This is a genomic window from Pediococcus sp. M21F004, from assembly GCF_051122535.1.
Taxonomy (GTDB): Bacteria; Bacillota; Bacilli; order Lactobacillales; family Lactobacillaceae; genus Pediococcus; species Pediococcus inopinatus.
Map to the genome: position 1 here is coordinate 1,796,540 of NZ_CP177314.1, position 13,220 is coordinate 1,809,759.

At 40.1% G+C, this 13,220-nt stretch carries 8 protein-coding genes and 1 tRNA gene; all 9 read left to right on the forward strand.

The window, feature by feature from the left end:
• Positions 1-32: 32 nt before the first annotated feature.
• The gene (locus ACLHK8_RS08940) at positions 33-1,505 is read left to right on the forward strand and encodes a nicotinate phosphoribosyltransferase (RefSeq protein WP_063698378.1); all 1,473 of its coding nucleotides are present in this window, start codon (positions 33-35) and stop codon (positions 1,503-1,505) included.
• A 12-nt stretch (positions 1,506-1,517) separates the two neighbouring features.
• The gene (gene nadE / locus ACLHK8_RS08945; RefSeq protein WP_057773550.1) at positions 1,518-2,339 is read left to right on the forward strand and encodes an ammonia-dependent NAD(+) synthetase; all 822 of its coding nucleotides are present in this window, start codon (positions 1,518-1,520) and stop codon (positions 2,337-2,339) included.
• 246 nt (positions 2,340-2,585) lie between these two features.
• Positions 2,586-5,246: a cation-translocating P-type ATPase gene (locus tag ACLHK8_RS08950; RefSeq protein WP_063698376.1), complete on the forward strand. Its 2,661-nt coding sequence runs from the start codon at positions 2,586-2,588 to the stop codon at positions 5,244-5,246.
• 17 nt (positions 5,247-5,263) lie between these two features.
• Positions 5,264-5,701, forward strand: coding sequence for a hypothetical protein (locus tag ACLHK8_RS08955; protein WP_057773547.1), 438 nt, complete (start codon positions 5,264-5,266; stop codon positions 5,699-5,701).
• Between the two features lie 356 nt (positions 5,702-6,057).
• Entirely contained in the window at positions 6,058-8,229 is a 2,172-nt protein-coding gene (locus tag ACLHK8_RS08960; protein ID WP_057773545.1) for a Tex family protein, read from the forward strand.
• An 8-nt stretch (positions 8,230-8,237) separates the two neighbouring features.
• Entirely contained in the window at positions 8,238-8,699 is a 462-nt protein-coding gene (locus ACLHK8_RS08965; protein WP_063698374.1) for a SprT family protein, read from the forward strand.
• Between the two features lie 65 nt (positions 8,700-8,764).
• Positions 8,765-8,850: transfer RNA gene (locus tag ACLHK8_RS08970), tRNA-Leu, on the forward strand.
• Positions 8,851-9,090: 240 nt separating this feature from the next.
• Positions 9,091-11,979 (forward strand): sigma-54-dependent transcriptional regulator, encoded by a 2,889-nt coding sequence (locus tag ACLHK8_RS08975; protein WP_063698372.1) that lies wholly within the window; start codon positions 9,091-9,093, stop codon positions 11,977-11,979.
• A gap of 249 nt (positions 11,980-12,228) precedes the next feature.
• Positions 12,229-13,200 (forward strand): mannose/fructose/sorbose PTS transporter subunit IIA, encoded by a 972-nt coding sequence (locus ACLHK8_RS08980; protein ID WP_057773890.1) that lies wholly within the window; start codon positions 12,229-12,231, stop codon positions 13,198-13,200.
• Positions 13,201-13,220 lie beyond the last annotated feature (20 nt).

Below are 13,220 nucleotides of genomic sequence, written 5' to 3' on the forward strand. Positions count from 1 at the left end.
AAAACATTAAATAACTGAGGAGTACACTCGTCATGACTAAAAAATATCCGGATGACAGTTTAACGTTACATACGGATGCCTATCAGATCAACATGATACAAACTTATTGGGAACAAGGAATTCGTAATAAGAATGCCGTTTTTGAAGTTTTTTTCCGTGATATGCCTTTTAAAAATGGCTATGCAATTTTTGCCGGTTTGGAACGCGTAGTGAAGTATATTCAAAATCTTCATTTTACGGATTCCGATATCGCTTATTTGAAGGAATCGGAACATTATCCAGATGATTTTTTGGCTTATTTAAAGGACTTTAAATTCAAAGGGACCATTCGTTCAGCTGTAGAGGGTGATTTGGTTTTTAACGGCGAGCCAATCATGCAAGTTGAAGGACCTTTGGCAGATTGTCAATTAGTCGAAACAGCCATTTTAAATGTTGTAAATTATCAAACTTTGATTGCAACCAAAGCTTCCCGGATTAAATCCGTGGTTGGCAGTGATGCGTTGCTAGAATTTGGTACTCGGCGTGCTCAAGAGATGAGTGCGGCTGTTTGGGGAACCCGGGCCGCTTATATTGGCGGTTTTGATGCGACTAGTAACGTGCGGGCAGGAAAAATATTTGGAATTCCAATTAGTGGAACCCATGCCCATGCGTTGGTTCAATACTATCGCAACGACTACAACGCATTTAAGGCATACGCCGAAACCCATCATGATTGTGTTTTCTTGGTTGATACCTATGACACATTAAAAAGCGGTGTGCCGAATGCGATTAAGGTTGCTAAAGAACGTGGCGATAAGAACAATTTCTTAGGCGTGCGAATTGATAGTGGTGATATGGCCTACCTTTCAAAACGAGTGCGTGAGCAGCTAGATGAAGCTGGTTTTCCAAACGCGAAGGTCTATGCTTCTAATGATTTAGATGAAAAAACCATTCAAAATTTAAAGATGCAAGGTGCTAAAATTGACGTTTGGGGAGTCGGAACCAAACTCATTACAGCCTATGACCAGCCAGCCTTAGGAGCCGTTTATAAAATGGTTTCTATTGAAGGTGAAGATGGTAAGATGGTGGATACCATTAAGCTTTCGAATAACGTTGAAAAAGTTTCTACTCCTGGTAAAAAACAGGTCTGGCGAATTTCTAAAAATGGGGATGGCAAATCAGAAGGTGATTATATTACCTTATGGGATGAAAAGCCGCAGGAACAAGATTCTATTTATATGTTCCATCCTAATTACACATACATTAATAAAACGGTCAGTGACTTTAATGCACGGCCATTATTACATGAAATTTTTAAAGATGGTGAGTTAGTTTATAAATTACCAGAATTAAAAGATATTAAGGCTTATTCTCGCGACATGCTAGATTCACTTTGGGATGAGTATAAACGTGATTTAAATCCTCAGGACTATCCAGTTGATTTATCACAAGAATGCTATGATCACAAAATGGCAAGTATCAAAGGCGTTCGAGATTTTGTCAATTCGTCAAAGATTAATGAATAGAGAGGCTAAGAGATGCGCGAATTACAACAAGAAATAATTAAAAGCTTAAAGGTTCAGCCAGAAATTGATCCGGAGGTCGAAATTCGTCGCAGCATCGATTTCTTGAAGGCTTACCTAAAGAAAAATACATTTATTAAAAGTTTGGTGTTAGGCATTTCTGGTGGCCAGGATTCAACTCTCGCCGGCAAACTAGCTCAAATGGCAATCACAGAAATGCGTGCTGAAACTGGTAATGATAGTTATCAGTTTATCGCGGTTCGGTTACCATATGGCGTCCAAGCGGATGAGTCTGATGCTATGGAAGCTATCGAATTTATGCAAGCTGATCAGGTGAAACGAGTCGATATTAAAGACGCTGCAGATGCCATGGTAACTGCGCTTGAAGCTAACGATCTAACCATTACTGATTTTAATAAAGGTAATATTAAAGCTCGCCAACGAATGATCGCTCAGTATGGGGTTGCCGGCGCAAACAACGGGATTGTGATTGGTACCGATCACGCCGCCGAAGCCATTACAGGTTTTTATACTAAGTTTGGTGATGGTGGGGCTGATGTGACGCCAATCTGGCGATTAGATAAACGGCAAGGCAAATCACTTTTAGCGGCTTTGGAAGCTCCTAAACATCTTTATGAAAAAGTGCCAACGGCTGATTTGGAAGATGATCGACCAGCCTTACCTGATGAAGTAGCTTTGGGCGTGACTTACAATGATATTGATAACTATCTCGAAGGTCATGATATTGATGAGAAAGCAGCTGAAAAGATCGAAAATTGGTATCAAAAGACCGCTCATAAACGTCATTTACCATATACGGTCTATGATCAGTTTTAAATAATTTTAAGACTAATGTAATTATGAGAGATAATCTCTTGCTATTACCTGTGCTTATAGTTATAATAAATTTACAACAAATCATGAGGGAGTAACTAGCAGTTATTTCTGCGGCAACGTCATCAGCAAGAATAAATCTGGTGTTGCCTGAAAAAGTGAGACTCGTGGATGTTCACATTTTAGTGTGGGCATGCACGGGTCTTTTTTTAAAGATTCGGGTATGCCGAAAATATAAGGAGGAAACATATGAAGGACACAAAGCGTAATTTTTATAATCAGCAAACTGAGGGCGTTTTAAAAACGTTAAATAGTTCTCAAGAGGGTTTAAGTGATGCTCAAGTTTCAAAAAGCTTGGAAGAGCACGGGAAAAACCAACTAGAGGCCAAGAAAAACACGAATTTGCTGCAAAAATTTATTGCGCAGTTTAAAGATTTAATGATTATCGTCTTACTTGCCGCGGCGCTGGTTTCGGTGTTCGTAGGTGAAGGTGTAGATGCCATTATTATTTTGCTGGTGGTTGTGCTAAATGCGATCTTTGGTGTTTTTCAAGAAGCCAAGGCTGAGCAAGCCATTGATGCCTTAAAAGAATTATCCGCTCCCCAAGCACATGTGAAGCGCAACGGTAAAGTGGTGACCATCAAAAGCGAAGATGTCGTACCGGGCGATATTGTCCTTTTAGAAGCTGGCGACATTATTCCTGCAGATTTACGTTTACTCGAATCAGCGGGTTTAAAGATGGAAGAATCAGCTTTAACTGGTGAATCTGTGCCAGTTGAAAAAAAGACTGCCGTTTTAACTGATGAAAAATTGCCAATTGGGGATCAACTCAATATGGCGTTTATGAATAGTAACGTGACATACGGCCGTGGTAGTGGGGTTGTCGTGGCAACAGGGATGCAAACCCAGGTTGGCCAAATTGCAAACATGATTAATAACGCCGAAGAAAACACCACACCTCTGCAGGAGAATTTAAATCAATTAAGTAAAGTTCTTACTGGTTTAATTTTAGTCATTGCCGTGATTGTGTTTATTGTCGGAATGGTCCGTGGGGAAGAGACCTTAATTAATATGTTGTTGACCGCTATTTCTTTGGCAGTTGCGGCAATTCCAGAAGGGTTACCTGCGATTGTGACAATCACCTTAGCGTTAGGAACACAGCGCATGGCAAAAAGACATGCCATCATTCGAAAACTGCCAGCAGTTGAAACCTTGGGTGGCACTGAAATTATTGCTTCTGATAAAACAGGAACATTAACCCAAAACAAAATGACCGTTGAAAAAGTTTTTGTAAATAATGAATTGCATGATGCTCATGATTTACAGATTAAGGATTATCCTTATAATCATTTGTTTGAGTTGATGGTATTAAATAATGATACAAAACAAACTGACGATGGTTTAATTGGTGATCCAACAGAAACAGCTTTGATTCAGTTTAATTTGGATAAAGAAGAAGATGTGGACCAATTAGTTCAATCTGAAGAACGTGTGGCGGAAGTGCCATTTGATTCAGAACGAAAATTAATGTCTACCTATAATAAGCTAGCAGATGGCCGTTATTTACAAACGGTCAAAGGAGCTCCTGATGAATTACTACAACGAGCGACTTTGTTTGAATCTGGCGAAGAAATCAAGCCAATGGACGACAAAGAACGAAAGCTGGTTTTGGATACTAATCATGAACTTGCAACCCAAGCCATTCGAGTTCTAGGGTTTGCTTATCAAATTGTCGACGAAATTCCTGAAACTTTGAAATCTGAAGTGGTTGAACAAGAACTAATTTTTGCTGGTTTGATCGGGATGATTGATCCCGAGCGACCAGAAGTGGCACAAGCGGTTGAAGAAGCAAAACAAGCCGGAATTCGTCCTTTGATGATCACTGGAGATCACCGCGATACGGCCTCGGCCATTGCCAAACGTCTGGGAATTATCGAAGAAGGTCAAGAAGATGCTGTGATTTCTGGATCAGATTTAGACGCGATGGATGATGAAACTTTTGCGAAAAAGGTAAAACAATATTCCGTCTATGCCCGAGTTGCGCCTGAACATAAAGTGCGCATTGTGAACGCTTGGCAGAAACAAGGTAAAGTTGTGGCGATGACTGGTGATGGTGTGAATGATGCGCCATCCTTGAAACAAGCTGATATCGGAATTGCAATGGGAATTACCGGGACTGAAGTTTCCAAGGGTGCCAGTGATATGATCCTCGCTGATGATAACTTTTCAACCATCGTTATTGCTGTTGAAGAAGGCCGTAAAGTTTTTGCCAATATTCAAAAAGCGGTCCAGTACTTGCTGTCAGCTAACCTTGGAGAAGTTTTGACGCTGTTCGTGATGACCATGATGGGTTGGCAAATCTTGGCACCTGTGCATATCTTGTGGATTAACTTGGTCACAGATACTTTCCCAGCAATTGCGTTAGGATTAGAGCCTTCTGAAAAAAATGTCATGAAACAAAAACCGCGCGGCCGTCAGAGTAATTTCTTGTCCGGTGGGGTTGCCACAAACGTCATCTATCAAGGACTTTTGGAAGGTATTATTACCTTAGCTGTGTACGGAATTGCTATTTGGTTCCCAGTTCACGCTTCTGAAGCACAGGCACATGCGGATGCCTTAACCATGGCATTTGCAACCTTAGGATTAATTCAACTTTTCCATGCGTTTAACTCAAAATCGATTCATGGATCAATTTTCAGTGCGACAACCTTAAAAAATAAATTCTTTAACTGGTCAATTGTGTTATCGTTTATACTATTAGCAGCTACAATTGTTGTGCCAGGATTAAATGATATTTTCCACGTAAGTCATTTAGATGTTCACCAGTGGGCAATCGTTGGTGGTGCGTCCGTATCAATTATAGTGATTGTTGAAATTGTCAAATGGTTTCAACGTCGTTTTGCTAAATAAGATTGGAGAGAAATAGCGTGCGAAAAGTAAATCCACAAGGATATGTGAACCTGATTGGAAAAGTTATGGATTCAACAGAAGAAATGGGCGGTCAAGTTGATCCTTATTTCCAAAATTTAAAGAAAACCCAGGCTTTAAAAGGAATTGATTCATTGGGCGAACGAGACCTACATGAAATTGTGAGCAATTTTAAGGAAGCTGTCGATCTGTATCAAAAAAATGCACAAACCTTAAAAAATGCCAAACCACCTGTTCAAGTTTTAGGGCGTCACAAGCAATTCGTTTCTGCTTATCAAACGTATGCAGATGATTGCGCAAAAATGTTAGAAAGCATTGATGAAGAAAATCGCAGTTTGGATTCGGCTGCGTTTGCTCAATCCGAACAAGATCAGGATAAAGATACAGATGCTGTTTCAAAGAGTTTTGAGCGGATCATGAATTTAATGGTTGGTTAGGGTACAATTTAAAAAAAATCGATTAAGAGATTTAAAAACGGCTTGCCGTTTTTGAATCTCTTTTTGGTTGTGGTTTTGCTGGTTCTCTTCAAAAACAATTGGGCTGGAACGCTGCGGACACAGCTTTAAGCCACAAAGCGTCTTAAAGGCTGGTCTTTTTGTAAGTGCTAAAGCACCAACAAAAATTTCGCGGCTGAGCCCATTGTTTTTGAAGAGAATCAGCCTAAAATCAGTGGAGACTTTTTATGTTTTGATTGACTTGTTTTCGTTCCCTTGCGTACTTCATGATATACTTGAACCTGTATGTATTTAACGTTGATGGAGAATTTAAAGTTTTAGTTTGGAGTGGAAATTTTTTGGAAGATAGAATTGTAAAGATCATTGAAAAACAACTAACAGATATCCGTCCCAAGCAAATTCATGCTGCCTTGGGATTACTTGATGAAGGGGACACGGTTCCTTTTATTGCGCGTTACCGTAAGGAGCGGACCGGCAGCTTAGATGAGGTTCAGATTCGTGAAATTCAAAGCAGTTATAACCGCGCAGAAACTTTGGAAAAACGACGCGATGATGTTTTAAAGCTAATCGCTGAACAAGATAAATTAACCACTACTTTGGAAAAACAGATTAAGGCCGCTGACAAGATTCAGACGGTTGAAGATCTTTACTTACCTTACAAACAAAAACGACGAACCAAGGCGACAATCGCCAAAGAGCAAGGACTAGAACCCTTTGCTTTTTGGCTATTAACCTTCCCACAAACTGACTTAAAACAAAAAGCCAGTGAATTTATTAACGCCGATCAAGAAGTAGAAACGGAAGACGATGTATTTGCTGGGGCCCATGAAATCTTAGCTGAGGCTTTTGGTGATAGCGCCGGATTTCGGGATTGGATTCGAAACTATACACGTAAAAATGGTCGTTTTAGTTCACAAGTAAAATCTAAAGGAAAAGAAAAAGACGAGCAAGGTGTTTATCAACTTTATTATGATTTTGATGAATCGCTTGAAAACATGGTGTCTCATCGAGTTTTGGCGATTAACCGTGGTGAAAAAGAGGGCGTTTTGAAGGCTCAAATCAAAGTGGACGAAGCTGCGATTATGCGATATCTTCATTTTCGTATTATTGGTAGTCATGAAGGGCCTGCAACAACTTATTTGCAGGCAGCTTACGAAGACGCCTACAAGCGGTTTATGGGACCCGCAATCGAGCGTGAGTTGCGAAATGAGCTAAGTGAAGAGGCCAATACCCAGGCAATCAATGTCTTTGGCGAAAATTTGTATCACTTGTTGATGCAAGCACCGATTAAAGGAAAAGTTGTGCTGGGATTTGATCCCGCTTATCGAACAGGTTGTAAATTAGCAATTATGGATCCCAATGGTAAATTCTTGGCTAAAAAGGTGATTTATCCACATAAACCAGCTTCCGCAACCAAACGGCAGGCGGCTGCAGGCGAGTTTAAAAAATTCTTGGAAGACTACCAAGTTGAGATGATCGCCATTGGTAATGGAACCGCTAGTCGGGAGTCAGAGGAATTTGTGGCAGATATCTTAAAAGAAATGCCCCGTAAAATTTATTATGTGATTGTTAATGAGGCTGGTGCTTCGGTTTATTCTGCTAGTAAAGCGGCTCGCGATGCTTTTCCGGAGTTACATGTTGAAGAACGAAGTGCCATTAGTATTGGCCGTCGGTTACAAGATCCACTTGCTGAACTAATCAAAATTGATCCAAAAGCGGTCGGGGTTGGTCAGTATCAACACGATGTGCCTCAAAAAGAATTAACCAATCAATTGGATACGGTCATCGAAACAGCCGTTAACCAAGTGGGAGTTAATTTAAACACAGCCAGTCCACAACTGTTAGAACATATTTCTGGTTTGACCAAAACGACAGCTCAAAATATCGTGACATGGCGGGATGAAAACGGGAGTTATGAAGCCCGAAATCAGTTGAAGAAAGTTCCTCGTTTAGGACCGAAAGCTTATGAACAATCGGTTGGTTTTTTACGGATTGTGCAAGGGAAAAATGGTTTGGACAATACGGATATTCATCCCGAAAGTTATAAAGTCGCTAAAAAGTTACTAGGGATGGTTGGATTGAAATTAGACCAGATCGGTACCGATGAAGCAGTCCAAGCCTTGAATCGTTTAAACGTATCCGAGACTGCCCAAGAATTAGAAGTGGGCCCAGAAACTTTAGAAGATATTATCGCTGGTTTGAAAAAGCCAGGCCGTGATTTGCGAGACGGCATGCCAGCACCATTACTGCGAAGTGACGTCTTAACTTTACAAGATTTGAAAGTTAACATGAAACTCCAAGGAACGGTGCGCAACGTTGTTGATTTTGGAGCGTTTGTGGATATCGGTGTGAAACAAGATGGTCTTGTTCATGTGTCAAAATTGACGAAGAAATTCATTAAGAATCCAGGTGAAGTTGTTTCGGTTGGAGATGTTGTGACTGTTTGGGTGGAGAGTGTTGATTTAGATCGCCACCGAATCCAACTCACAATGCTTGATCCAAACGAATAAGCAGTGCGATGACAGATACTGAATTGCAACAATTGGTGGAAAAAATTTCATTGTCAGATTTTCATCGCCAATTTAAACATCATGCTTTTTTTAATCAGCGATTAAGGACAACCGGGGGACGCTATCAATTACAGACACATGATATTGATATCAATCCCAAAATGTTATCCGAACATGATTTGTCTACACTCGTGGGAATTATAAGACACGAATTGTGTCATTATCATCTTCACCTGACCCATCATGGGTATCAACACCGGAATTCAGATTTTAGACAGTTATTGGCACAGGTGCATGGGTCTCGGTTTGCGCCAGCAGTGCAGGCCAGCTCACGGAGTAGGATGCAACTAGTGTATCGTTGCCAACAGTGTGGGCTGCAATATCATCGGAAACGGCATATTGATTTAAAAAAATATCGATGTGGTAAATGTGGCGGTCAATTGCGGCTAATTCAAACCTTACGCAAGTGATTTCGAGAAAAAAGGTTGTAACTATTACCGATATTTGCTAAGATAGTTTAGGTAATAGTTTTGTTGCACCCATGGCGGAATTGGCAGACGCGCAAGATTAAGGATCTTGTCGGGAGTTCTCCCGGTGGAAGTTCGAATCTTCTTGGGTGCATAAAATAAAGTTCATGAGTTCTCATTTTTGAGAATCCATGGACTTTTTTGTTTAATCAGATGATACACAATGGGCGTTTAGATAATGTATTCAATAACCAAGCCTGCTTTAAAAGCCAAAGCATCAAGGATGGCGAGCTACTAAGGATTAAATTCTGTATTAATTAACCCGGTGTGCTAAAATGATACTGTATTATTAAGTGTATCAAAAATGAACGCACAAAACTGAGGAACAACTAATATGAAGAGAAAAGATCGGATTTACCAATATATTGTCGAAAAAACAACTCCGGATGAAACAAATCAGTTAACCGGTGCAGAAACTTTTACTACAGAACAAGTGGCTGATGAGTTAGATTTGATCCGCTCCAATGTCAGCAAAGAATTGAATCAACTGGTCCGTGAAGAAAAACTAACTAAATTGGCGGGACGACCAGTTCGTTATTGTCGTCGCGGCGCAGCTCAAGAGCCCGAAAAAGAAGTAATTACATCACCACTTTCGGCAGGCAAACGCCGTATTCATAGTGGCTTAGAGCACACTGAAAAACCAAAAAAATCAGCAGGTATCAGTGATGTTTTTGAGCACATGATTGGGAATAGCTCTAGTATGCGTAATCAGATTGAACAGGCCAAGGCTGCAATTTTGTATCCACCACGTGGCTTGAATACCCTCGTGATTGGCCCGACCGGATCTGGTAAAACATACTTTGCTAATGCCATGTTTCAGTTTGCTCAAAATCGGGATTTAATAAAAAAAGACGATCAACTAATTACCTTTAATTGTGCGGATTATTCGCATAATCCAGAGCTGTTAATGTCACATTTGTTTGGGTACGTAAAGGGTGCTTTCACGGGTGCAGACGAAGAGAAAGATGGGCTGATTCAAGAGGCTGATAACGGGATGCTATTTTTGGATGAAGTGCATCGGTTACCTCCCGAAGGCCAAGAAATGATCTTTTATTTCATGGACCACGGCACCTACAGCAAATTGGGTGAGACTTCTAAGATTCACCATGCTAATGTGCGTTTAGTTTGTGCAACAACGGAAGATCCAGAAAGTTCTCTATTAAAAACTTTCGTTCGCCGAATTCCGATTACCATCCAATTACCTGCATTTAATAAACGGAGTGCAAAAGAACGAGTTGAATTGTTAAAGGTGCTGTTAAGCCTTGAAGCCAATCGGACTCACAAGCAAATTACGCTAACAGAAGATGTTGTCCAGTCGCTTTTAGGTAGTGTGACTTACGGAAACGTTGGTCAGTTGAAATCAAACATCCAACTGGTTTGCGCACGTGGTTTTTTAAATAGCATTGAAAACGAAAACGAAATTGTGATTACAGTGGATGACTTGCCACCGAATATTAAGGATGGGTTAGTTCATCTTGCGGCTAATCGTCGTGATTCAGGCGAAATTTCTAAGTTATTAGAGCCTTACATGACCATTCAGCCGGATTCTGATACCCACGTGTTAACGAACCGAAATGATAGTTATGAATTGCCATATAATCTGTATGAAATTATTGGTGATAAGGCGACTTTGCTTCGTCAGCAAGGATTAGACCAAGAGCATATCAATCATTTCATTACGACTGATATTAATCTTCATTTAAAAACTTTTTCGCCAGATGAAGATGATACACGCGGTGAGTCAAAACTTGCAGAAATTGTGAATCAAGATATCATTGATTTCACCAAGGAAACGCAAGTTAAAATCGAAAAAATCTTAGACTATAATTTTCGCGATAATTTCTTGTATGCTATGAGTTTGCATATTAGTTCCTTCATTAAAAGAATTCAGTCTGGGAAACCAATGCGAACAATGAGTCGTGATTTGATTGCCATGGTGGAAGAGTATCCTGACGAGATGAAGGTGGCACAAAAAATTAAGGCCCAGTTGGAAAATCGTTATAATGTGCCGATTCCTGAATCTGAAAGCTATTATTTAGCAATCTTGCTTGTTTCACTAAAAGTGGCACCAACCTCTGGGAAAGTTGGTATTGTGGTGGCCGCACATGGAAGCAGCACGGCGACATCCATGGTTCAGGTTGTGTCTCAATTACTATCTGATAACACCATTCAATCGTTTGATATGCCTCTAGACATGAATCCTAAAACGGCTTATAAGGATATTGTGGAGTGTGTTAATCGTGCTGATGAAGGTAATGGCGTTTTACTACTTGTTGATATGGGATCGTTAAGTACTTTTGGCACCAAGATTACGGAAGAAACGCATATCCCGGTTAAGACCATTGATATGGTCACAACGGCGATGGTCTTGGAGGCAGCTCGAAAGGCTTCCTTTATTGAAACGGATTTAGCAGCTATTTATTCAGAGCTCCGCGAATTCCGTGGCTATTCTCGTGTGAATGCCAGTACGAAAAAAGAAGAATTGCCGAATAGTTCAAAGGAAACAAATTCAACGTCAGTCCGTCCAAAGGCAATTGTGGCAATTTGTTCAACAGGTGAAGGAACGGCCAAGAAAATTCAATCGATGTTGGACCAATTATTAGTGGAAAACTTAATTGAAGATATTAAGGTAATTCCAATATCTTTAGTTAATATGGATGAACATATCCACAGCCTCCAAACGGAGTATCAAATTATTGCGACAACTGGTGTTACGCATCCTGGCATTCAAGTGCCATTCATGCCCCTACAAAATCTTTTGGAAGGTGGCGGCGAACGGTTCCTTGATAAAGTGTTAGAGCGCGATTCCCTTAGTTCTTTTGATAGCCATCAGGATATGAAACTAACCAAAGAAGTTTGTGCACAATACTTGGATGAATTTTATACTTTTATTAATCCACATAAAATTACCGATGTTTTATGGCAGTACATTGATCAACTTCAGGCTGATACAAATAAAAAATTCAGCGAACCGTTCAAAATTAATCTCATCATGCATATCGCAGGAGCCATCGAACGCTCGTTGACGAATGGTGAAATATCGGCCAGCGATGCAGAATTAAAAGAGATGGTCAATTCTAAGTGGTATTCAGCAGTGAAGGCAGTGGATGATATGTATCTTCACCGAATTAGAATTGAATTACCACCAGAAGAAGTTTATTACATTGTGAAACTCCTTGAAAGCTGGCAAGTTAAAGATGAAACGGTCAGTTTAACTAACTAAATACACAAAATTGATTCACAAATAACACACAAAGCTGATACACAACACTGTATCAGCTTTGTGTGTTATTTTAAAACGCTTTAAAGTAGGCGTTTTCATTTAGTGTACTTTGGCACGGTTTTTGCTTATATATAAGTGAGTGCAAAAAAGATGGTCTTGTACTTGTAAGGATCAAATTTCGTTACAGGCGATTGAGAAATTATTTGTTTATTTTTATTTACTGTAACAATCATAATAGGAGGTATAGAAATGGTAGGGATTATCATTGCTAGTCATGGTGAATTCGCTAACGGAATCTTGCAATCCGGATCAATGATCTTTGGAGATCAAGAAGACGTAAAAGCTGTTACATTAAAGCCCAGCGAAGGACCTGACGACATTAAAGGAAAATTGGAAGCAGCTGTTGCTACTTTCAAGAACCAAGATGAGGTGTTGTTCTTAGTTGATCTTTGGGGCGGAACACCATTTAATCAAGTTAATAACTTGTTTGAAGCTCACAAAGACAAATGGGCGATTGTTGCCGGTTTGAACTTACCAATGTTGATTGAGGCATATTCTTCAAGAATGTCTATGGATAGTGCACGTGATATCGCGGCTCATATCCAAGAGACTGCCATTGAAGGTGTTAAGGTTCGACCAGAGGAATTACAGGTCAAAGAAGCATCTGCAAAACCTGCAAATACAGGGGCTGCTGCTGGTAAGCCTGGAAAGCTTGAATATGTTTTGGCGCGAATTGATTCACGTTTACTACATGGACAAGTTGCAACTGGTTGGTCAAAAGCTACTAATCCAACTCGAATTATTGTTGTTTCTGACAGTGTTGCCAAAGATGAGTTACGGACAACCATGATCAAACAGGCTGCTCCTTCAGGTGTGAAGGCACATGTTGTGCCAATCGATCAGATGATCAAGTTATCTAAGGATGACAAGCATTTCGGTGGTCAACGAGCATTATTGCTTTTTGAAACACCACAAGATGCCCTTAGAGCCGTTGAAGGTGGCGTTCCACTGAAGACTATCAACGTAGGTTCTATGTCACATTCAGTTGGTAAAGTTCAACCTAACAAGGTTTTAGCTTTTGATCAAAAAGATATTGATACATTTGCTAAATTGAAGGCTGATGGAATTACATTCGATGTTCGTAAAGTCCCAACCGACTCAAAAGACAATATGGATGAAATTCTTAAAAAAGCAGAGACTCAGTTACAAAAACAAGAATAATTTAAAATAAAGAAAACGGA

Bases quoted from the DNA above. Each gene is read 5' to 3' on its own strand.
- ACLHK8_RS08980 (WP_057773890.1), top strand. From the start codon at position 12,229: ATGGTAGGGATTATCATTGCTAGTCATGGTGAATTCGCTAACGGAATC.
- ACLHK8_RS08940 (WP_063698378.1), top strand. From the start codon at position 33: ATGACTAAAAAATATCCGGATGACAGTTTAACGTTACATACGGATGCC.
- ACLHK8_RS08950 (WP_063698376.1), top strand. From the start codon at position 2,586: ATGAAGGACACAAAGCGTAATTTTTATAATCAGCAAACTGAGGGCGTT.
- nadE (WP_057773550.1), top strand. From the start codon at position 1,518: ATGCGCGAATTACAACAAGAAATAATTAAAAGCTTAAAGGTTCAGCCA.
- ACLHK8_RS08975 (WP_063698372.1), top strand. From the start codon at position 9,091: ATGAAGAGAAAAGATCGGATTTACCAATATATTGTCGAAAAAACAACT.
- ACLHK8_RS08965 (WP_063698374.1), top strand. From the start codon at position 8,238: ATGACAGATACTGAATTGCAACAATTGGTGGAAAAAATTTCATTGTCA.